Raw genomic sequence first — 20,560 nt, forward strand, 5'->3', positions numbered from 1 at the left:
TTTAATATATTTGCCTACTAAATCTATAGATTTAATATAAAACGTATAATGAGAGATATTCAGAATTGCGCTAATTATTATTGTTGTTTAAACACTCTTCGAAATTTTTCCGTACGGCACGACAATTAAAAATATAAACCAAACAACACTAAATTAATCATGAAGAAAAGTTTACTTATTTTATTTACCATCATCATTTCCACAAGTACAATATTCGCTCAAAATACGGTAAAGGGTATTGTCAAAGGCGCCAATAATATGACCATTCCTGGAGCTACCATTACCATCAGGGGGACCAAAACTGCCACCCTAACCGATGCAAACGGTGCCTTTACTATTGATGCCAGGCAACAACCGCCATTTTATCTCAGAATCAGTTATGTGGGCTACAAACCGCAGGATTTTCAGATTTTAAATTTCCAGGAAACACCTATTGAACTTATTTTGGTAGAAGATACTCAGCTAGACGAGATTGTGGTAACTTCCAGAAGACGATCTGAGGTTCTGCAGGATGTACCTATCCCCATTACGGTGATTGGCGGTCAGGCTGCAGAAAACGCCGGCGCTTTCAACGTAAACCGTTTAAAGGAACTGGTACCATCTGTACAGCTATATGCTTCAAACGCCCGAAATACGACGTTAAATATCAGAGGATTGGGTTCTACCTTTGGTTTAACCAATGATGGGATTGACCCAGGAGTGGGTTTTTATGTTGATGGAGTTTATCATGCCCGTCCAGCTGCCACGTCGACAGATTTTCTTGATATTGAACAAATAGAAGTTATCCGCGGACCTCAGGGAACGCTTTTTGGCAAAAACACAACTGCGGGTGCCTTCAATATCACCACAACAAAACCAACGCAAACACCTACCGCTAAAGTGGAAATGAGTGTAGGTAACTATAATTTCATACAGGCTAAAACATCAGTTTCCGGAGGTGTGGCAAAAAATCTCGCTGCAAAAATCTCCATTTCCGGTACACAGCGAGATGGTACCATTTACAATACGAGAGAGGAGCGAAGATACAGCGGGCAGAATAACCTTGGTTTTAAAGGACAATTGTATTTCACACCGTCAGATAAATTGAAAATTTTGTTGAGTGGTGATGTCAGTATTCAGCATCCTGCAGGTTATCCGCTGGTAATTGCCGGGGTAAGCCCCACCGAAAGAAGTGCATATCGCCAATATGCCAGGATCGTATCAGACCTGGGTTATCAGCAACCTAAAATTGATCCTTTTTCCAGAGAAATTAATACCAATACGCCTTGGCGACACAATCAATCTATAGGTGGAATATCTTTAAACGTTGATTATAAAATAGGAAATGGAACATTAACATCAACAACAGCCTGGAGATTCTGGAACTGGGATCCAACCAACGACAGAGATTTCTCTGAACTTTCAGCGTTAACAAAATCGCAGGGAAATTCGCGACACGACCAGTATTCTCAAGAAATCAGGTATGCAGGTAACATCACAGAAAAGCTGAGTGGTGTTATTGGAGTTTTCGCGTTAAGTCAAAATCTTCAGGGTTTGGGGCAGACGGAAGAAGTGGGCAAAGATCAGTGGAGGTTTGTACAAACAGGTAACACAGGTGCTCAGGCACTATATTCGACACCAGGTTTGTTGGATGGTTATGGAATCAGAACCAATTCAACCATTAAATCATTAAGCACCGCCGTTTTTGGTCAGGTAGATTGGGAAGTGATTGATCATTTACATGTGCTCCCAGGGTTAAGGTTTACCTATGATAAAAAAGACGTTGACTATGACAGAAATACTTACGGTGGTTTACAAACTACTGATGCTGCACTGCTGGCGCTGAAAGCAGCTGTTTACAGCAACCAGCAATTTAATACCAGTACGGAAAATAATAATTTATCAGGTAACATCACAGTATCCTACAGACCAAACCCTAAATTAAATGTATATGGAACCTTTTCTACTGCTTACAAACCAGTTGGCGTAAATGTAGGTGGTTTGCCAACCACACCTAACGGACAAGCCGATTTATCATTAGCGGTAGTAAAACCTGAATATGTGGAGCACTATGAACTTGGCGTTAAAACGAAACCTTTCAAAGGCGCAATCCTGAATGTAACCGCTTTCAATACCGATATTAAAGATTATCAAACCAATGTGCAATCGCCGCAATTGGGTGTAAACAGGGGGTACCTGGCCAATGCGGAGAAAGTGAACGTTAAAGGTTTGGAGATTGATGGAACCTATCAGCTGGAACGTTTCTTAACATTAAATGCGGCATTGGCTTATCTTGACGGAAAATATGTGACGTTTACCAATGCACCGCTTCCGCTGGAAGAAACCGGTCATACCGAATTAGTGAATGGCGTGGCTACTCAGGTAGCCTTTAAAGATGCATCTGGTGGAAGGTTGCCCGGGATCTCAAAATGGAATGTTTCTGGTGGTGCAGAGTTTAGCACACCCGGAAATTTGGCTACTAAAGCAGGTCGCTATTTTATTGCCGGTGATGCCAGCTACCGTTCTACTTATTCTTCTAATCCAACACCTTCAAGCGTACTAAATGTACAGGGCTATTCACTTTTGAATGCGAGACTTGGCTTTAAATCGGATAAGTTTTCGGTTTTTGTTTGGAGCAGAAACTTAGCCAATAAAAACTATTACGAGCAGTTACAGGCTGCAGCAGGTAATTCAGGTTTATACGCCGGGGTATTAGGTGATCCAAGAACATACGGTGCTACTTTCCGATACAGTTTTTAATTTTCTCTTTTTGCACTTGCTAGAAGCGCCAATTTTTTGGCGCTTTTTTATTGATTTCACTTCAGGTATGTGCTAATTAAATTTATAAGATAAAACTAAATTTTCTATAATTACTGTTGCTACAATTAACATGCGTAGGCTTAAATATACCTGCAACAGTTTTTTGCAGAATAAAAATTTACAGAGCGCCCGGAAAATATTAACTTCGGTAAATTTTTAGAATCAAATGAATAAGCTTAAAGCAGTTTGCGTATACTGTGGTTCAAACTTTAATGGTGATGCACAGTTACGTAATGCCATTAAACAGTTAGCAGAGATATTAGTTAAAGAAGAAATCAGACTCGTTTATGGCGGAGGAAGTGTAGGTGTGATGGGGCTTTTAGCCAATGATGTATTGGATTTGGGTGGGCTGGTTACAGGGGTAATTCCTCAGTTTCTGATGGATAAAGAAGTAGGACATAAAGGCGTTACCGAAATGATCCTGACTGAAAACATGCATCAGCGGAAGCAGAAAATGGCCGACTTAAGTGATGGTTTTATGATTTTACCTGGTGGTTTTGGTACCCTCGAAGAATTTTTTGAAGTACTTACCTGGCTGCAGTTAGGCTTACATAATAAACCTATCGGGGTGTTGAATGTAAATGGATTTTATGATCCACTGTTTGCTCAGATGGAAATAATGGTCCAAAGTAAATTTTTAAAACCTGCAAATCGTGATTTGGTTTTCAATGAATCGGATGCAACCGTATTAATTGAAAAAATGGATCATTTTTCGGCTGTTCCGGATGAAGTTTGGTTTAAAGAAAAAGACCTCATATAAGATGGTCTTATTTTAAGGTTTAAAATGTTATCAATTAAAATTTAGTAATAAAATAATTTATAAAAATGCAAATTATTACATCTCACGCAGAATTTGAACAACATTTGGGTAAAGAACTTGGTGTTTCTTCGTGGCATACGATCACTCAGGAACAGATCAACAAGTTTGCAGACGCCACGCTTGATTTTCAATGGATTCATACCGATGAAGATAAAGCCAAAAATGAGGGGCCTTTCGGCTCTACTATTGCTCATGGCTACCTGACACTTTCACTTATTCCATATTTATGGAAAGAGATTGTAGATATTCAGAATCTCAAAATGGAGATCAATTATGGTATCGAAAGTTTAAGATTTGCACAACCTGTACTCGTAAATGCAAAAATCAGGCTTAAAGCTAAACTGGCTTCTATTGTCAACTTACGGGGAGTAACAAAGGTACACATGGCAATTGAAATGGAAATTGAGGGTCAGAAAAAACCTGCTTTTACAGGTGAAGTGGTTTTCTTGTATCACTTTATTGCTGAATAAAATAATAAGTTGATTTAAAATCAAAAATTCAGATCGTTTTCCGCTAAGCTGGGTGTATAAATTTTTAACCACCGAGTTTACCGAAGGAGCACAGAGATTCTAACCTTTATCTCTGTGTTTACTTGGAACTTTTTTCGCTGTTTCATCAGTGGTTATTTTTATTTATAATTGCAACTAAGACACTAGGTTTTTATCACAAAAAAGGCTGAGATTTATAGATCACATATAGTGGATGCAAGAATCTAATGCGCTGTGTTAACACCAACTTGGTGTTCCTTGTATCTTCCTCTCTGCTTTCTTAGCGATTAAAATCGGGTATAGACCAGAAACCAATTTGGTCGCTATGTTTAATTCCAAAATAAGATTTAAATTGCCTCCATGGATATCGAATTCAACAAGAACGAAGATGTAAACAAACAGTTGGTTTACGAACTGAAAACCAGACTCAAAAAAATCTATCAGGGTGGCGGTGAAAAAAATGCTGCCAAACAAAAAGAGAAAGGGAAGTTATTGGCTCGTGAACGAATTGCCTATCTCATTGATAAAGATTCAGAATTTCTGGAAGTTGGTGCCTTTACTGCCGACGGCATGTATGCAGAACAAGGTGGCTGTCCATCTGCTGGTGTAGTTTGTGGAATTGGTTATGTGAAAGGTAGACAATGCATGATTGTGGCCAATGATGCAACCGTAAAAGCTGGCGCCTGGTTCCCATTAACCGCCAAGAAAAATCTTCGGGCGCAGGAAATCGCGATGGAAAATCGACTCCCAGTAATCTATTTAGTGGATAGTGCTGGCGTTTATTTGCCCATGCAGGATGAGATTTTTCCGGATAAAGAACACTTTGGACGGATGTTTCGCAACAATGCGATGATGTCTGCAGATGGAATTGTACAAATTTCGGCCATTATGGGGGCTTGTGTAGCTGGAGGGGCCTATCTTCCCATCATGAGTGATGAAGCCATGATTGTTGATCAAACAGGTTCGGTGTTTTTAGCCGGTTCTTATCTGGTAAAATCAGCAATAGGAGAGGACGTTGATAATGAAACCCTGGGGGGAGCCACCACACATTGCGAAATTTCCGGTGTTACCGATTATAAGCATCCAAATGACCAGGCTTGTTTGGATAGCATCAGGAACATCATGAGTATGTTAGGCACACCACAAAATGCGGGTTTTGATCGAATTCAGCCTGCAAAACCTAAAGAAAATGAAGCAGAACTTTATGGAATTATTCCGGAAAACCGGGATAAGCAATACGAAATAATGGACATCATCAACCGCTTGGTTGATCATTCGGAATTTGAAGAATATAAAAAAGGATACGGGCAAAGCATTGTTTGTGGTTTAGCTCGCATCGATGGATGGGCTGTCGGAATCGTTGCTAACCAACGGAAGGTAGTGAAATCTAAAAAAGGAGAGATGCAATTTGGCGGTGTGATTTATTCTAATAGTGCAGATAAAGCGACCCGATTTATTATGAACTGCAATCAAAAAAAGATTCCGCTAGTATTTTTACAGGATGTTACTGGATTTATGGTAGGAAGTCGCTCAGAACATGGTGGCATTATTAAAGATGGTGCTAAAATGGTGAATGCAGTAGCCAATTCCGTCGTACCTAAATTTACCATTGTGATTGGCAATTCTTACGGTGCTGGTAATTATGCCATGTGTGGAAAAGCTTACGATCCACGACTAATCTATGCCTGGCCAACTGCTAAAATTGCAGTGATGGGTGGTTCACAGGCGGCAAAAACGCTGTTGCAGATACAACAGGCATCTTTAAAGGCAAAAGGTGAGGTAATCACACCAGAAAAAGAAACTGAATTGCTGAAAGAAATTACAGATAAATACGATAGCCAGACTACACCTTATTATGCTGCTGCCAGACTTTGGGTTGATGGAATTATCGATCCACTGGAAACCAGGAAGGTAATTTCCATGGGGATTGAGGCAGCGAATCAATCACCAATTACCAGGAAATTTAGTGTTGGGGTTATACAAACTTGAGCTAGAGCATCAGTGGTATAATCTTTGTTGATTGGGAAAGCTAAAATGACTAAATATGAAAAACTTTAAAAAAACGATTGTAGGCTTAGCTCTTGCCCTTTTATTCACCACGCCGCTGTTGACCAAAGCCCAAAAAGTAAGCACAGGAACACAGGAGACAGGCGAAACCATCAACGTTACAGGTAGTAGTCTTAACAAGAATATAGAAGCTACAGGAAAGGAAAATATCAATATCGCGGGCAGTAGCATTAATGTGGTGATTACCGGAAACTGTAATAGCATTAAGGTAACCGGGGCAGGTATAAAGGTTAAAGCGCAGGGCGTCAAAATAATTCATGTACAGGGAGCTGATTCTGGTGTTACCTATACGTCAAGCCCAAATAAAAATGGTAAGGCCATTTCAAGAGTTTCCGGAGCGGCAAGTTATGTCACTAAAATAAAATAAAAATTAAACAGGTTTAGTGTAATGGTTTGTCTTTGACTTAATCTACCTGATTATTGCAATGTTAATAAGTAAACTATGTTGACAATGTATATTTGTTAACAAATGTTTAAAGCATTAAATTTGTTCCTCAGTTTAAGAATTTCAAAAACACACTATAATGTCACAAGAAAACGAGCACGTTCAGTGTTTAATCATTGGTTCTGGTCCTGCAGGATATACAGCAGCAATATACGCCGCCAGAGCTGATTTAAAGCCTATAATGTACACTGGCATGCAAGCTGGTGGTCAGTTAACCCAAACTACAGATGTAGAAAATTTCCCGGGATACCCACAAGGCATCATGGGGCCGGAAATGATGGAAGATTTCCGTAAACAAGCAGAACGTTTTGGTACAGATATCCGTTTCGGTTTTATCAGTTCTGTAGATTTTTCTTCAACGCCGCACAAGGTAGTGGTTGATGAAATTAAAACCATGACGGCTGATACTGTTATTATCGCAACAGGTGCCACAGCAAAATGGCTGGGCCTACCAAGCGAACAACAGTATAATGGCTTTGGCGTATCCGCTTGCGCAGTTTGTGATGGTTTCTTTTTTAAGGGGCAGGACGTAGCCATTGTTGGTGCCGGTGATACTGCTGCAGAAGAAGCCACCTATCTGGCTAAACTTTGTAAAACGGTTCACTTATTGGTTCGCCGGGATGAATTCAGGGCCTCAAAAGCCATGGTAGCCCGTGTATTGGCCACACCAAATATTATAGTACATTATAATACCGAAACACAGGAAATTCTGGGTAATGGTAAAAATGTGACCGCAGTTAAGGTGGTTAATAACCAATCTAATGAAGTTTCAGAAATTGCTGTAGAAGGTTTCTTCGTAGCTATAGGTCATAAACCAAATACTGATATTTTTCAAGGTCAGCTGGATATGGATGAAACCGGTTATTTGTTAACTAAGCCAGGTTCAACTTTGACTAATATTGAAGGGGTTTTTGCTTGTGGAGATGTGCAGGATATGTATTACAGGCAAGCCGTTACTGCTGCAGGATCTGGTTGTATGGCTGCTTTGGATGCAGAAAGATACCTGGCCGCTAAGGAACACCCTGTTGAAGCCTAAAATTATTTAGTAATATTTATGCAGAGAAGCCCTTTCAGGTTTCTCTTTTTTTTTGCGTAACAAAAAAGTGTGATGGAGATTCTTTAGGTAATTTCTATATTAGATAAATTTAATGAAAACCTTAAAATTAAACCTGAATATGAACAAAGCATTACACGTTTTTATTGGTGTATTAATGAGCATAAGTGTATTTGCACAAAGTGATCCAAACCTAGGCATCATTCCTGCACCGGTGTCTATTACAAGGGCCAATGGAAATTTCATCCTGGACAAAACAACAGTATTAGTCAACCAGAGCATTGATGGCACCAGGATGAATGATTTATTAAATGCCTTTATTGTTAACAAAGCAGGTTTTGCTTTAAGAGAAAGTAAAATTATCCAGCCCAATCAAAAAAGTATTCTGTTAACTTCTGTTGGTGCAGATCAGTTACCCAATGAAGGATACACCATTAAAGTTAATTCTAATCAGATCGTTATCACAGGCAGAGGTGCAGGTTTATTTTATGCTGTTCAATCTGTGATGCAAATGATGCCTGAAAAAACCGGTGATAAAATTACGATTCCGGCAGTTACCATTAATGATTATCCACGTTTTAGCTATCGTGGAACGATGCTGGACGTTTGTCGTCATTTCTTTCCGATTTCTTTCATCAAAAAATATATTGATCAGCTTGCTTATTATAAAATCAATACTTTCCACTGGCATTTAACGGATGACCAGGGCTGGAGGATAGAGATTAAAAAATACCCAAAATTAACATCCGTGGGTTCAGTAAGAAATGGATCTATTATTGGTCGTTATCCCGGAACGGGAAATTATCTTACAGAAGTAAAAGGTTTTTACACGCAGGATGAAGCAAAGGAACTTGTGAAGTATGCAGCTGAACGTTATATCACCATTATTCCTGAAATTGAATTGCCCGGACATGCATCAGCAGCAATTGCCGCTTACCCTGCTTTAAGCTGTTTTCCAGACCGTGATACTTTTGTAAGTGATAAAACTGCCTGGGCCGGATCAAGAAAAGGCAAACAGGTACAGCAAACCTGGGGCGTTTTTGACGATATTTTTGTGCCATCAGAAAATACATTTAAAATGCTGAACGACGTTCTGGACGAAGTAATTGCCATTTTTCCATCTAAATACATTCACATCGGCGGCGATGAAGCACCCAAAACCTATTGGAAAGAATCTCCATTTTGCCAGGCCTTAATGAAAGAGAAGGGCTTAAAGGATGAGCATGAACTGCAGAGTTATTTCATTCAGACTATTGAGAAACATGTGAATGAAAAAGGCCGATCCATTATCGGATGGGATGAAATTCTGGAAGGTGGCCTCGCGCCAAATGCAACGGTAATGAGCTGGAGAGGCGAGGCTGGTGGAATTGCAGCTGCACAACAAAACCACGATGTAATTATGACGCCGGGTTCTATGGGATTATATATCGATCATCAGCAATCCGAATCGCCTGATGAACCTGTAACCATCGGTGGTTTGGCACCTTACCAAAAAATTTACGCTTATGATCCTGTTCCAAAAGTGCTGACTGCTGATCAAAAAAAATACATAAAAGGTGTTCAGGCAAATATGTGGACCGAATACATCAAAACCACTAATAAAATAGAAAATCACGCTTTCCCACGTTTGATGGCGCTTGCTGAAATTGCATGGAGCCCGGTTGAGCGTAAAGATTTAAAAAACTTCTCTGAAGACCGTTTGCCCGTGCACCTGGCCCGCCTGGATAAAATGGGTGTTAACTTCTGGGTGCCTACACCAATTGGTCAGCGTGACAAAGCCTTAAATGGCGACGATTTTATGATCGATCTGAAAGTGCCTGTTCAGGGTGGTAAAATTTATTACTCTTTGGATTCATCGCGGCCATCAGAAAATGCATTTTTGTATAGCGTTCCATTTAAAGTAGTGGTACCAAAAGGAGAGAAAAGAGTATTGAAAACCATCGTGATTGCACCAAGTGGAAAAAGAAGTGTCACCACGGAAACACTTTTAAATAATGGCGCGCCTGAAATAAAGACAGAAGCGAAGAAATAAAATATAGCTTGTAATAAAATGCTAAATTTATTATTTTGGAAGGGTTAAATATAACCTGATAAAATGAAACCATATCGATATACGTTACAGCATCTCTTGCTCACTGCAGGGATGCTGTTTTGTTTTGCCTGTACGGATGAACAGCCCGTTATTGCTAAAATTGAGCCTGTAAAAGTGGAAAAAAGTCCTTTCAGATTCTATAAAGACATTGAAGTAAAGCCAGGTTTGAATTTCGAAGTATTAAGCTGGGGTAAAGGCGTAGATTCAGTTGGTGGCTACCAGATTCTAATGTCGGATTCAGTTCGAAATAATTACAAATCTCAATCGGTTGAAAGAAATGGCATTTTAAACGATGCCTGGAATATGGATCTTGATAATGATGGCAGCCCGGAGATTTATGTGCAACTGCAGAGGAAAAAGAATATGCTGGATTTAAATGTGTTTGAGTATGCTGGTGGTGGTTTTAATAAAATCAGTTTCCCATCGCTGACTTCAAACCAGAAAAAGGGATATTCCGGGAATGATAAGTTTTTCATAAAGAATGGAGATCTATTCAGGTCATTTCCTGTTAAAGATGCAGCGGATTCAACGAAAATTGCAACGAAAACCTATCAGTATAAATTAAGTGGCAATAGCTTCTCTGCGAGTGAAGTGATAAAATAGTACCAGAAAATATGATAACTTTATTGGCTGAAAGAGCCATTCTGTACTGATAGGTGATGGAATAAGGTAATTGAAAATATAATAAAAATTATTCCTGGACTTTCCCCGAGCTAATCAATGAATATGAAATGAACGAAAATCAGAAATTCTCCATTATTGATCGGGCTAAAAGTTTTAAATATGCGTTCAATGGATTTAAATTATTCTTTATAAACGAGCACAATGGCAGAATTCATTTATTTGCAGCCATTGTGGCCATTGCATTATCTTTCTGTTTAAGGCTATCTGCTTATGAATGGATTGCTGTTCTGCTGGTTATCGCTATGGTTATCATTGCTGAAATCATTAATTCAGCAATAGAAAAGCTGGCAGATGTCGTTTCTCCCGAATATCATCCTAAAATTAAAACTGTTAAAGATTTGGCTGCTGCAGGCGTATTGGTTGCAGCTTTTGTGGCCGTTGCGGTGGGATTGATTATTTTTTTACCAAAATTATTTGCCTGCATCGGCTAAAGTGGCCGCTCTTGATTCTTCCATTTTATCTTGAATAATCTGATCCCAGCGGGCCTGCATTTTGTGGTTGCTACCATGCTCTGTTTCATCATCGTAATTACGCTGCATGGTGTCAAAGTAAGTACTTACTTCATTTGCCAATTGTGAAATTTGCGCCTTGTAATTATTAACAGAATAAGTTCTGTTCTTTAAAACCCTTTCAGCTTCAGAAAGCAAAATATATTGAATGTTTACATGGCCCTGCTCATGGTGAAGCAAATCAGCACTGACCTGCGGATTTCTGATTCTATCCCATTTTACCCAAGAACGATCTTTGTCAATCCTGACTTCGTTTTTCAGCTTAATGGTAACGCGTTTTCTGTAAACAACAGATTCATAACTGTATTCCCAGGTCATTGCGGTTAATGCAAAAAAAGGAGAATTCATATCGGCTTGGCCCTTGAAATGCGTTTCCCAATTAATCTGAACAGGTTCAGTAAAATCTGTTTTAAACCCAAAGTTAAAGGGGAGCACAAGCAAAAAAAGAATAGGTATAATCAGTTTTTTCATTCTGCTTTTATTATGAAAAAACCGTGCCTAAATTTTATGGTGTAGCTATCTGCTGGCTAATCCGTTCAAATTTTTCAATCAATAAGGATATTCTTTCTTTTTCCCGCTCCATCACTGCCTTACGCAGAATGGTTGAGCAAAACAAAATCCATATAAAAGTGAAGCCAATTGCACCTACTTTTTGAATCATATTCAGGTAACTCAGTATCTCAATAAAATAGAAGATAATACCTGTAGAAAGTGCTATCGTGTAGAACCAATATAATGAATTATAAAGTTTAAAACGGTTTAACTGGTAAGTTTTTAAATTATTCAGATACTCCTGCGGATGAGCCGTAAAATCTGCTTTGGCAATCAGCCTGTAGTCCCTGTACAGAATTAGTGTATAAACTCCGATGGTAATAATAGTGATACTAATTCCTAAATGGGTTGTCCAGGAATCAAAGTGGAAGAATAACCATAAAGCTGCAATGGCAATACATGAAACTGCCATACCTATAATATTGAGCGCAGATTTGAACTTCAAACCATTTACCTCCTTTTTAGCCTGTTGCAGCATTTCATCAGCAGAAAACTTAACTTCTACCTCGTGCTTTTGCCACAACTCCTGTATTTGATCAAACGCTTGCATATTGGTTGTATAGTTCTGTTAATTTTTGTTTAATACGGTGAATTTTAACCCTTAAATTGCCTTCGCTAATGCCTGATATATCGGCAATTTCATGATAGGGTAGCTCGTCAAGTACCATGGTGATGATGAGACGATCGTTTTCTTCGAGTTTAGAAATACATTTATATAAAAGGGCAACCTGCTCATTTTTTTCAGAAAACTCTTCGATTTTATTTTCAATAATATTTTCCGTTAACTCATCCTTAGCCTGTCTTTTTTCTGATCTTAAGTAGGTCAGGCAGGTATTTACCGCAATTCTGTAAATCCAGGTTGAGATTAAAGACTTGTTTCTGAACTTATCTAAATTCTGCCATACTTTTAAGAATGTTTCCTGCAACAGATCATTTGCGGCATCGGTATCACCGGTATAACCATAACATAAATGGAATATCTTTTTGGAATTGGCATCAAAGATTTCTTTAAATAATTTGTCTTTTTGTTCCATTTAAGGGCGTGTAACGGTATTTAGATATAATTTAGATATTAATGTTACAGCGAAGATAAAATTAAAGTATTTAGGATTGCAGTAGAAAATCAAATTTGTTACACCACGTAATTATCGTAGTTTTACCAAATTAACAGGGCTACAAACTTTTTTATTCATGAAGAAAAACAAACTCACGCTTTTTATTTTCATTGCGCTGATTGCCGGTATTGCCTTAGGCTACATTTTGAACGTTAATTCAATTGATGTTTACAATCAGAATATATTGAATGCTGATGCGAAAGTTAAAAACATTGAAGTCAGTATTGCCAAAACTACTGATACTACATCTGCTGTTTATCGTCAGCTCAAGGCCGAAAGAAAATTGAATGCAGGTATCAAAAGAGAGAATGAGGATATCAGGGAAAAGAAACTGGAGTATTTCACGCTGTTAAGTGATATTTTTCTCCGGTTGATTAAAATGATTGTAGCACCACTCGTATTTACCACATTGGTAGTAGGGGTTGCAAAAGTTGGCGATATAAAGGCTGTGGGCCGTATTGGCGGGAAAACATTAGGTTGGTTTATGGCAATGTCTTTAATGTCGCTCGTGCTTGGTTTAATTTTGGTGAACTTATTTGAGCCCGGAAAACACATGCAGTTAACCCTGCCGGATCAATTGGTAAACACCGGAATCCAGAAGGCTTCTATGAGTGTAAAGGATTTCATTGCGCATGTGTTTCCTAAAAGTATTGCCGAATCCATGGCTACCAATGAGATTTTACAAATCGTGGTATTCTCCTTATTCTTTGGGGTAGCTACTGCTGCTATTGGTGATTTAGGTCAGGTGGTGATTAAAGCTTTTGATGCCATTGCACATGTGATCCTGAAAATGACGGGCTATGTGATGAACTTTGCACCATTAGCGGTTTTCGGTGCCATGACGGCTATTGTAGCCAAGCAGGGCTTAAATGTGTTAAATACTTATGCCATATTTATTGGTGAATTTTACCTCGGTTTAGCCATTTTATGGGCTTTCTTGATCTTTATAGGATTCTTAATCTTAAAAAAGCCGGTGTTCCGTTTAGTGAACGACATGAAGGAGCCTGCAATTCTGGCTTTCAGTACGGCAAGCAGTGAAGCGGCTTATCCGAAAACGATGATGCTTTTGGAACGTTTCGGCTGTAAGGATAAAATTGTAAGTTTTGTACTTCCCCTGGGCTACTCCTTCAACCTGGATGGCTCGATGATGTACATGACATTTGCTTCATTATTTATTGCACAGGCTTATGGGATTCACCTGGGTTTCGAACAACAAATTTCCATGTTACTTATTCTGATGCTCACCAGTAAAGGAATCGCAGGTGTACCTCGTGCATCGCTGGTCGTTATCGCAGGTACCATTGCCAGTTTTAATATTCCAGAGGCTGGTTTGGCCTTGTTAATCGGGATTGATCCTTTGCTGGATATGGGTCGTTCTGCCACTAATGTGGTGGGTAACTCCATTGCAACTGCAGTAGTAAGTAAATGGGAAGGGGAGTTGAAGGAGTCCTGAGTCTGGAGTCTGGAGTCTGGAGTCTGGAGTCGTGAGTCAAGCGTCTGTATTTCTATAGCTTATTAGGCCATTAAATGATTTTGGGATGAGAAGATTTTTCAGGAAAAATGCAAACTTTGCAGCGTTTTAAAACCAACTGTTTATTTACTCCATCTGTCCATTTATAATTCAATAATTCAATAATTCATTCATTCAACAATTCATTCATTCAATAATTCAAATTGTGTCAACCAGAGGAAAAAAAATATTCTTAGCCATTACCATCATCGTGCCGATGATCATCTATTGTTACATCTATTATAAACCCATTATTCAGAATGCACCTTTCAGGAAGGATGATTTTGTGTCGATGCAGTTTAGCTATGGTTTGAAAGATACGTTGGAAAATAGTTATGATTCAAAAACAGGCGTATACCATTATGTAAATACCAAGGATTCTGTGATCACTAAAAAGTTTTTTTTAAAAAGCGATGATATATTATACATGCACAGAAAAGCAAATGAAATAGGCTTATGGAATTTTCCGGATACAATTGGTAAGAAAAGCGATAAATCTAAATTGGTTCCACGATATGATATTACCTTTAATTATAAAGAGAAATCAAAACATGTAACCATTTATGGCGATTTTGATGGCAATCCGAAATTGCTGGATGCAGCTGTTCAGATGAGAAAGATTATTCAGGAAACATTGGTACAGGCAGAAAGAAGATCAGGTAAGTAGATAGGTAAAATAATAATGTTAAGGGACTTAATAAAAGGCTAATTATTTGCCCTTTATTAAGTCTCTTTTTTTTTAGGATGATTTCGTATATTTACGATATATTCGTAATAAATGGAAAAGTTAACATTACAGGAAGAAGAAGCGATGCTTGCCGTTTGGCAAATCGGCAGTGGGTTTATAAAGGATTTTATGGATGCCATGCCAGAGCCAAAACCACCATACACAACTTTGGCATCCACTATCAAAAACCTGGAGCGCAAAGGTTATTTAGTGAGCGAGCGTTTTGCCAATGCAAACCGATACAGTGCCAAGGTGAAGGAGGTAGAATACAAAAAACGCTTTATGAGTGGTTTTGTGAATAACTATTTTCAAAGCTCATATAAAGAATTGGTAGCCTTTTTTGCGAAGGATAAAAAGATCAGTGCAGCAGAATTAAAAGAGATTATCAACCTGATTGAAAACCCTGATAAGTAAATGCCATGCCTCATTTCTTTCTCATTTTATTTAAGATCAACATCGTTCTTATACTTTTCGCAATGGCGTATTACCTTGTTTTACGCCGATTAACGTTTTATGTCATCAACCGGTTATTTTTAATTTTTGGGATTATATTTTCCTCCGCATATCCTTTTATAAACCTCACTGAACTTTTTGCCAATAATCAGTCATTGCCAGCTTTTGTGCCACAACTCAATCAGGGGGTAAGGCAGATCGTTCAGCAAGATGATATCTCTATGTGCTGGCAAGTTTTAACCATTCTGTTTTATTTGGGTGTAATTTTGATGGCATTCAGGTTAATCTTACAGTTTGTTTCGCTAAACAGCATGCACCAGAAATCGAAACCCGGTCAATTGAAAAATATCAAAGTTCGGCTTTTAGATGATCAGGTAAGTCCCTTTAGTTTCTGGCAAGCGATTTATATCAATCCAGGCCTGCACAAACCACAGGACTTAAGCAATATTCTCGAGCACGAAAAGATACATATTGAAGAATGGCATACGTTGGACATTATTCTGGCTGAAATATGCGTGGTTTTTTACTGGTTTAATCCTGGTGTTTGGTTGATGAAAAAAGCAGTAAGGGAAAATATTGAATTTATAACAGATGCGAAAATACTGAACAAGGGAATCGATAAAAAAGCCTATCAATATAGTCTGCTGGATGTTGGTGCTTTGCAAGCTTCGGTTTCGATCGTAAACAACTTCAACTTATCAGATCTTAAAAAAAGAATAAAAATGATGAATGCCAAACGCTCATCAAAAATAAACTTAACCAGATATGTGTTTGTGTTGCCGGTTTTGCTGATGGTAACACTCGCTTTTACGATCAATAAAAAAGATGTTCAATCAGGTTTGATGCCAGTTAAAGATATCGTTAAAAATGTTTTGCCACAAAGCAAGTCGCAGCCTGTAATTGACAAACCATTAATGAAAAAAATCACTGTAAACAGGAAAGCTAAAACAGGCACAAAGTTATCTACAGATGCTATAAAACACTTTACATTTGTCTTTAAAACCAATTTAGAAACTGAAGATACCACCCGCCAATCCATTGCAGACGGATTAAATAAGCTTGCTGGGAAAGTTAAAATATTAAGTTTTAAAATGAATGGTAATGTTGGTGAAAAAGAGACCATGCGTCATTTCATTTTAAAAGATAGCTTAAAGTTCGATTCAAATCTGAATAATGTGGTGGTAACATCTTTTCAGAATACAGATTTATCTTCATCTGAAGAACCGAAAAAAGGTACCATAAAACAGATTGTTATCATAAGAACAACTGATCAGAAGCCGGATGTAAAAAATGGAATTGTGAAGGAATTGGCTGGAAAACGTCTTATTGCAAATGCCCGGTATAACTTTGTGCTTAATGGTAATCAATTATCTAAGGAAGAAATAGATAAGATTGATCCTGGTAAAATTTCGGATATTAAAGTGAGTAAAAACGATATAACGTCATTTCAGTTTACCACTGAACAGTAATTGTAAAATACATAAGGTCTCAAGAGTAATTCTGATGAGACCTTATGGTTAAAAGTTAAAGGTTGCCTTCAACATGGCCACTCTTCCTGGAATTTCATAAGTTCCGGTGGTAAGTGAATTGGAAGAAAGATAAACCGCATCAAACCTCTTAATGTTGGTCAGGTTGGTTATGCCAAATTCCAAATCGGTTTTCATCTTTAAAATCCTATACTTTACATTCAGATCTGCAAAAAGATATTTTAAGTTAGGCTGGGTAGATTGATGTGTAAATAAATGTTCTGCCAATATATTGATATATACATTTTTAACCGTGGTTATCGCCAAAGCCGATTGCTGCCTCAATTGCTGAAAATTAGTTTGAATGGCATCTGCAATTTTAGCTTTATTATTCGTGACGGAATAAGTTGCCGTATAAGACCAATTGATGAAATTGTTCAGCTTTGCCTCAATTCCTGTGTTATAAGAAATGCTTAAGGTATTAAAAGGAAGCAAGTCGCCATTTTGTAACTGATTATATTTACTTTGAGAAATGTTCAGGCCTGCATTAACAGTACTCTTCCATGCAAAAAGATATTTACTGGCATTTACATTAAAAGACAGGGTTTTAAAATGATTTTGTAATGGGAGCACTATTCGCTCTTGAATGTTATTGCTTAAACGATAAGATGATATGGTATTCAGTTCCATGTCATTATAGTTCGCAAAGATGTTAAAGAAAAACATCTGCATGGCTTTTCTAAAGTTAAAGCCAGCACCGACATTATGTGTTTCTGATTCTGAAATTGGCGCATTGTTTGAAAAAAGAGATCGATAGTTTTTTAGGACTGTTCCACGATAAACATCATCAATTCCACCCAAATCATTCTTAAAAGTGTAATTCGCCACAACATAGTTTTCAGTTCCGGTTTGGTATTTTACATTGACTGAAGGATTCAGAAACACTTTATTCAGGTTTTTATTTAAATGATTTGACGGATCATGATAAGCAATATAATTATAACTTAAAGGAAGACTTAAGCCCGCTTTCCATTTTTCGCTGGAGTACTCATAGGTGGCATCTGCATAAATCCTGGTTTTAAGCCAGTTGAGGTTATTTACGGTACTATCAGATACAATTTCCTGGGCTTGGTTATTTGGTGTGCGGTAAAGCGCAGAATTAAGTTCCTGAAGCTGAATGTTGAAGCCCGTTTTGTAAGTCTGCACAAAACCTCCGTTAACAAAAGCAAATGATGCATAATTATTTGTATACCAGGTTGGTAGCCTGATATACTGTATTAAACCCGAATACGGATTTCCATTATTTAAGATATCGGCATTTAAACCCGGATTAATATTTAGTGTTTCGGGCTGCGTTGTTCTGTTTAAATAAGAATATAAATTGATTATGTTTTCAGATTTAAGCTTCTTACGGTAATTGAATTCATTAGAAATATCCAGCGTTTGCTGCCTCAGCATTTGGTTTGCAGCAATATTGTTGATAGAAAAAGCTGATTCAGTTTTAAATGGAATATAATCTAAAATAAAATTATTATTCAGGTAATATGCTTCGGCATTACCATTCAGGTTAAACTGGGTTCTCAACTTTTGGGGGTTGATTTTATTATTCTGATATTCAGTGTAACTGATGGTTTGATCTGATAAATAGGTTTGCGAAAATTTATTATACTGCTGTTTGCGTTGATCGTATAAGTAAGAAATATTGGCCCTGAGTTGTAAATCTTTGTTGAACTTGTACAGATTATTCAGGTTAATTAAACCTGCCTGGTTAAATAAATACCGGCTTTGTGGTAAAGATGGAACGCCTGCTGCACCTATGGATAGTAATCCATTAGGTTTATTGTTACCTATCTTTTGGAGGTAATCTGATAAGTTATGCGAGGTTAAATCAATACCAGGATCGTTGCCAATATTATTTGCCTTCACATTATTAATAAATTTCAGTTTTTTGTTGAAGAGCATGGCTGAAAGATTTTCATCAAAGCGATCGGGCATGCCGACACCAACAGTTGCATCACCCATAACTTTAAGTTTAGCATCGTCTTTAATAACTAAATTCAAGGCAACATCATCGCTCATGTTATTCTTCCGCATCATCTTTATCGGCTGATCATTCTGAATAACCTGCACTTTATCTACTGCACCTTGCGGAATGCTTTTCGTTCCGATGTTGTATTTATCATCCAACAAGTTATCGCCATCAACATATAAATTCGAAATCGATTTTCCATTGTAACTGATTTTTCCATCTTCGGCAACTTCAATTCCAGGCATTTTTTTAAGTACATCGCCAATACTGCGGTCTTGCTTGTTGGCAAAATCAGCAGTGCTGTAGTTAAGGGTGTCGCCTTTTGCCTTTAATGATGGCCTATTTCTGACCGTTACGGTTTCCAGACTGGTTTCACTTGGCTGAAGCATCAAATCCTGACTTTTGCTTACATCTGCAATCGAAACAGTTTGTTTTTTATAGCCTATACTTGATGCCTCGATTTGATAACCAATAAGCTGATCGTTATTTATGGCAATGGTAAAATCACCATTTTTATTGGTCCGCGTATAGCCGATGATATTGCCTTCAGGATCTTTCAGGCTTACATTCACGGATTCCATACCTTTACCATGATCATCTTTTACCGTTCCCTTGATTGATTTTTGAGCAAATGAGGCACATAAGCCGGTAAAGAAAACTAATGCGAATAAAAGGAACCTGCTCATTTTTTCTGGAGAATTTCAATGGGATTATTTTCTGTTGCCTTTACTGTTGTTGAAGTTCCGCCTGGGCGAGGAGTATTGTTATTCATTTTAAAAGAGCCTTGCATGCCATTTGCAGCCATTTGTGCTTGCAGAAAGCCTTGTGGATCTTTATCTCGGGCAGCTCTTAATTTATCAAGTTCTTTGCGGGTGGTTTTAATGGCATCGGCAGGCAGTTTTATTTCCGGACCCAAATAAGCAGTGCTTGTTTCGATCCCCATGATTTTGACTGTGCCAACAGCACCATTTCCCATCGTTATTTTGGCATCTTCTTCAGCATTTTTTTGTTCATCCTTTACCTTTTCCAATCCTGCAAATTCAAACTTTACTTCTTTCTTTGTGTCGTACGCTTCTATAATCAATCCCGGTAAACCATTTAACTTCCATGGACCACTTTGAAAAGGCAATTCGGTTGCGAACCATGCCACCCAGTTTCTGCCTTTAAAGTTAGCCGTTGCTTTTTGGCAGGAAATACCTGAAAAGCTCATGGTATCTTTTAAAATTTTCCAATCGATTTGTGATGCAGGTTCCTCCACCAGGTAATTGTTGAATAATTTTTCTTTGGTTATCATTTTATGTTCATTGGCAAAGAAGAAATAATCGACCGGGGTAAGCGGCACTTTCGTTTCACTCTTAATGTTGAATCTGACGTTATTATTACCGGTCTGGTTTTTCATCTGCTCCTGAATCTGCTTTTGTGTATTGATTGCCTGGTTCAGTTTGTCATAGCTGGTGTAAACGGATGCATTTTTTCCGGTAATGAGCAACATATTTTCTATATGGGGCTTATCCCGCTGAGTAGTATCCCAAACATGTGTAAAGGTATATCTTACTCTGGCCAGCGCTTTATCAGGGTTTTGCGCATACGAAGAAATAGCAGCCAATAAGGCGATTGAAGTCATTAAAATTTTTTTCATAAAAGTTTTATTAATCAGGTTAACTATTTAATTTTCGTAAATCTACGAATTATTCGTAATAAAGAAATGTTTTAACATTTTTTAACCAATTGGTTTGTCGTTCTGCTTTTC

Annotated in this window: 18 protein-coding genes; 13 read left to right on the forward strand and 5 right to left on the reverse strand. The window is 38.0% G+C overall.

Annotated elements, in window-relative coordinates:
* Positions 1–159 precede the first annotated feature (159 nt).
* The 9 genes from OQX64_RS03500 to OQX64_RS03540 all read left to right on the forward strand — a co-directional run bounded on the left by OQX64_RS03500 (position 160) and on the right by OQX64_RS03540 (position 10,880).
* Positions 160–2,739, forward strand: coding sequence for a TonB-dependent receptor (locus OQX64_RS03500; protein ID WP_265817645.1), 2,580 nt, complete (start codon positions 160–162; stop codon positions 2,737–2,739).
* Between the two features lie 226 nt (positions 2,740–2,965).
* The gene (locus OQX64_RS03505; protein ID WP_265817646.1) at positions 2,966–3,559 is read left to right on the forward strand and encodes a TIGR00730 family Rossman fold protein; all 594 of its coding nucleotides are present in this window, start codon (positions 2,966–2,968) and stop codon (positions 3,557–3,559) included.
* 65 nt (positions 3,560–3,624) lie between these two features.
* Complete coding sequence (locus tag OQX64_RS03510) at positions 3,625–4,089, forward strand: MaoC family dehydratase (RefSeq protein WP_088300491.1); 465 nt, start codon at positions 3,625–3,627, stop codon at positions 4,087–4,089.
* A 378-nt stretch (positions 4,090–4,467) separates the two neighbouring features.
* Positions 4,468–6,096: an acyl-CoA carboxylase subunit beta gene (locus tag OQX64_RS03515; protein ID WP_265817647.1), complete on the forward strand. Its 1,629-nt coding sequence runs from the start codon at positions 4,468–4,470 to the stop codon at positions 6,094–6,096.
* A gap of 55 nt (positions 6,097–6,151) precedes the next feature.
* Positions 6,152–6,541, forward strand: coding sequence for a DUF3060 domain-containing protein (locus tag OQX64_RS03520; RefSeq protein ID WP_265817648.1), 390 nt, complete (start codon positions 6,152–6,154; stop codon positions 6,539–6,541).
* Positions 6,542–6,698: 157 nt separating this feature from the next.
* Positions 6,699–7,655 (forward strand): thioredoxin-disulfide reductase, encoded by a 957-nt coding sequence (gene trxB, locus OQX64_RS03525; protein WP_088300488.1) that lies wholly within the window; start codon positions 6,699–6,701, stop codon positions 7,653–7,655.
* A gap of 112 nt (positions 7,656–7,767) precedes the next feature.
* Entirely contained in the window at positions 7,768–9,705 is a 1,938-nt protein-coding gene (locus OQX64_RS03530; protein ID WP_265817649.1) for a family 20 glycosylhydrolase, read from the forward strand.
* A 63-nt stretch (positions 9,706–9,768) separates the two neighbouring features.
* Complete coding sequence (locus OQX64_RS03535) at positions 9,769–10,368, forward strand: hypothetical protein (RefSeq protein ID WP_265817650.1); 600 nt, start codon at positions 9,769–9,771, stop codon at positions 10,366–10,368.
* A 128-nt stretch (positions 10,369–10,496) separates the two neighbouring features.
* Complete coding sequence (locus OQX64_RS03540; protein WP_265817651.1) at positions 10,497–10,880, forward strand: diacylglycerol kinase family protein; 384 nt, start codon at positions 10,497–10,499, stop codon at positions 10,878–10,880.
* Here the strand turns inward: OQX64_RS03540 and OQX64_RS03545 are convergent.
* The 3 genes from OQX64_RS03545 to OQX64_RS03555 are packed head-to-tail and all read right to left on the reverse strand — an operon-like array spanning position 10,860 to position 12,544.
* Complete coding sequence (locus OQX64_RS03545) at positions 10,860–11,429, reverse strand: DUF922 domain-containing protein (protein ID WP_265817652.1); 570 nt, start codon at positions 11,427–11,429, stop codon at positions 10,860–10,862. The two genes, OQX64_RS03540 and OQX64_RS03545, sit on opposite strands and share 21 nt — an antisense overlap.
* Positions 11,430–11,463: 34 nt before the next feature.
* On the reverse strand, positions 11,464–12,060 hold the full coding sequence (locus OQX64_RS03550) for a hypothetical protein (RefSeq protein WP_088300483.1): 597 nt from the start codon (positions 12,058–12,060) through the stop codon (positions 11,464–11,466).
* Entirely contained in the window at positions 12,047–12,544 is a 498-nt protein-coding gene (locus OQX64_RS03555; RefSeq protein WP_088300482.1) for an RNA polymerase sigma factor, read from the reverse strand. Before OQX64_RS03555 ends, OQX64_RS03550 begins: the two co-directional genes overlap by 14 nt.
* Before the next feature lie 157 nt (positions 12,545–12,701).
* Between OQX64_RS03555 and OQX64_RS03560 the strand changes: the two genes are divergently transcribed.
* The 4 genes from OQX64_RS03560 (at position 12,702) to OQX64_RS03575 (ending at position 16,784) form a co-directional block, all read left to right on the forward strand.
* Positions 12,702–14,078, forward strand: coding sequence for a dicarboxylate/amino acid:cation symporter (locus OQX64_RS03560; protein WP_265817653.1), 1,377 nt, complete (start codon positions 12,702–12,704; stop codon positions 14,076–14,078).
* Between the two features lie 223 nt (positions 14,079–14,301).
* A complete protein-coding gene (locus OQX64_RS03565; protein WP_088300480.1) occupies positions 14,302–14,802 on the forward strand; it encodes a hypothetical protein in 501 nt (166 codons plus the stop codon).
* 111 nt (positions 14,803–14,913) lie between these two features.
* Positions 14,914–15,276 carry a BlaI/MecI/CopY family transcriptional regulator gene (locus tag OQX64_RS03570; protein WP_265817654.1) on the forward strand — a complete coding sequence of 121 codons (363 nt, stop codon included), beginning with the start codon at positions 14,914–14,916 and terminating at the stop codon, positions 15,274–15,276.
* Between the two features lie 62 nt (positions 15,277–15,338).
* The gene (locus OQX64_RS03575) at positions 15,339–16,784 is read left to right on the forward strand and encodes a M56 family metallopeptidase (protein ID WP_265817655.1); all 1,446 of its coding nucleotides are present in this window, start codon (positions 15,339–15,341) and stop codon (positions 16,782–16,784) included.
* Between the two features lie 48 nt (positions 16,785–16,832).
* Here OQX64_RS03575 and OQX64_RS03580 read toward each other — a convergent pair whose 3' ends face one another.
* Positions 16,833–19,496 carry a TonB-dependent receptor gene (locus OQX64_RS03580; RefSeq protein WP_265817656.1) on the reverse strand — a complete coding sequence of 888 codons (2,664 nt, stop codon included), beginning with the start codon at positions 19,494–19,496 and terminating at the stop codon, positions 16,833–16,835.
* The gene (locus OQX64_RS03585) at positions 19,493–20,449 is read right to left on the reverse strand and encodes a GLPGLI family protein (protein WP_265817657.1); all 957 of its coding nucleotides are present in this window, start codon (positions 20,447–20,449) and stop codon (positions 19,493–19,495) included. The genes OQX64_RS03580 and OQX64_RS03585 overlap by 4 nt, the downstream gene beginning before the upstream one ends.
* Positions 20,450–20,560: the final 111 nt, after the last annotated feature.

Origin of the sequence: Pedobacter sp. GR22-10 (assembly GCF_026239715.1) — a bacterium.
Classification (GTDB): domain Bacteria; phylum Bacteroidota; class Bacteroidia; order Sphingobacteriales; family Sphingobacteriaceae; genus Pedobacter.

Excerpts from the sequence above, each read along its gene's own strand:
- OQX64_RS03500 (WP_265817645.1), top strand. The coding sequence starts at position 160 with ATGAAGAAAAGTTTACTTATTTTATTTACCATCATCATTTCCACAAGT.
- OQX64_RS03505 (WP_265817646.1), top strand. The coding sequence starts at position 2,966 with ATGAATAAGCTTAAAGCAGTTTGCGTATACTGTGGTTCAAACTTTAAT.
- OQX64_RS03510 (WP_088300491.1), top strand. The coding sequence starts at position 3,625 with ATGCAAATTATTACATCTCACGCAGAATTTGAACAACATTTGGGTAAA.
- OQX64_RS03515 (WP_265817647.1), top strand. The coding sequence starts at position 4,468 with ATGGATATCGAATTCAACAAGAACGAAGATGTAAACAAACAGTTGGTT.
- OQX64_RS03520 (WP_265817648.1), top strand. The coding sequence starts at position 6,152 with ATGAAAAACTTTAAAAAAACGATTGTAGGCTTAGCTCTTGCCCTTTTA.
- trxB (WP_088300488.1), top strand. The coding sequence starts at position 6,699 with ATGTCACAAGAAAACGAGCACGTTCAGTGTTTAATCATTGGTTCTGGT.
- OQX64_RS03530 (WP_265817649.1), top strand. The coding sequence starts at position 7,768 with ATGAAAACCTTAAAATTAAACCTGAATATGAACAAAGCATTACACGTT.
- OQX64_RS03535 (WP_265817650.1), top strand. The coding sequence starts at position 9,769 with ATGAAACCATATCGATATACGTTACAGCATCTCTTGCTCACTGCAGGG.
- OQX64_RS03540 (WP_265817651.1), top strand. The coding sequence starts at position 10,497 with ATGAACGAAAATCAGAAATTCTCCATTATTGATCGGGCTAAAAGTTTT.
- OQX64_RS03545 (WP_265817652.1), bottom strand. The coding sequence starts at position 11,429 with ATGAAAAAACTGATTATACCTATTCTTTTTTTGCTTGTGCTCCCCTTT.
- OQX64_RS03550 (WP_088300483.1), bottom strand. The coding sequence starts at position 12,060 with ATGCAAGCGTTTGATCAAATACAGGAGTTGTGGCAAAAGCACGAGGTA.
- OQX64_RS03555 (WP_088300482.1), bottom strand. The coding sequence starts at position 12,544 with ATGGAACAAAAAGACAAATTATTTAAAGAAATCTTTGATGCCAATTCC.
- OQX64_RS03560 (WP_265817653.1), top strand. The coding sequence starts at position 12,702 with ATGAAGAAAAACAAACTCACGCTTTTTATTTTCATTGCGCTGATTGCC.
- OQX64_RS03570 (WP_265817654.1), top strand. The coding sequence starts at position 14,914 with ATGGAAAAGTTAACATTACAGGAAGAAGAAGCGATGCTTGCCGTTTGG.
- OQX64_RS03575 (WP_265817655.1), top strand. The coding sequence starts at position 15,339 with ATGGCGTATTACCTTGTTTTACGCCGATTAACGTTTTATGTCATCAAC.
- OQX64_RS03580 (WP_265817656.1), bottom strand. The coding sequence starts at position 19,496 with ATGAGCAGGTTCCTTTTATTCGCATTAGTTTTCTTTACCGGCTTATGT.
- OQX64_RS03585 (WP_265817657.1), bottom strand. The coding sequence starts at position 20,449 with ATGAAAAAAATTTTAATGACTTCAATCGCCTTATTGGCTGCTATTTCT.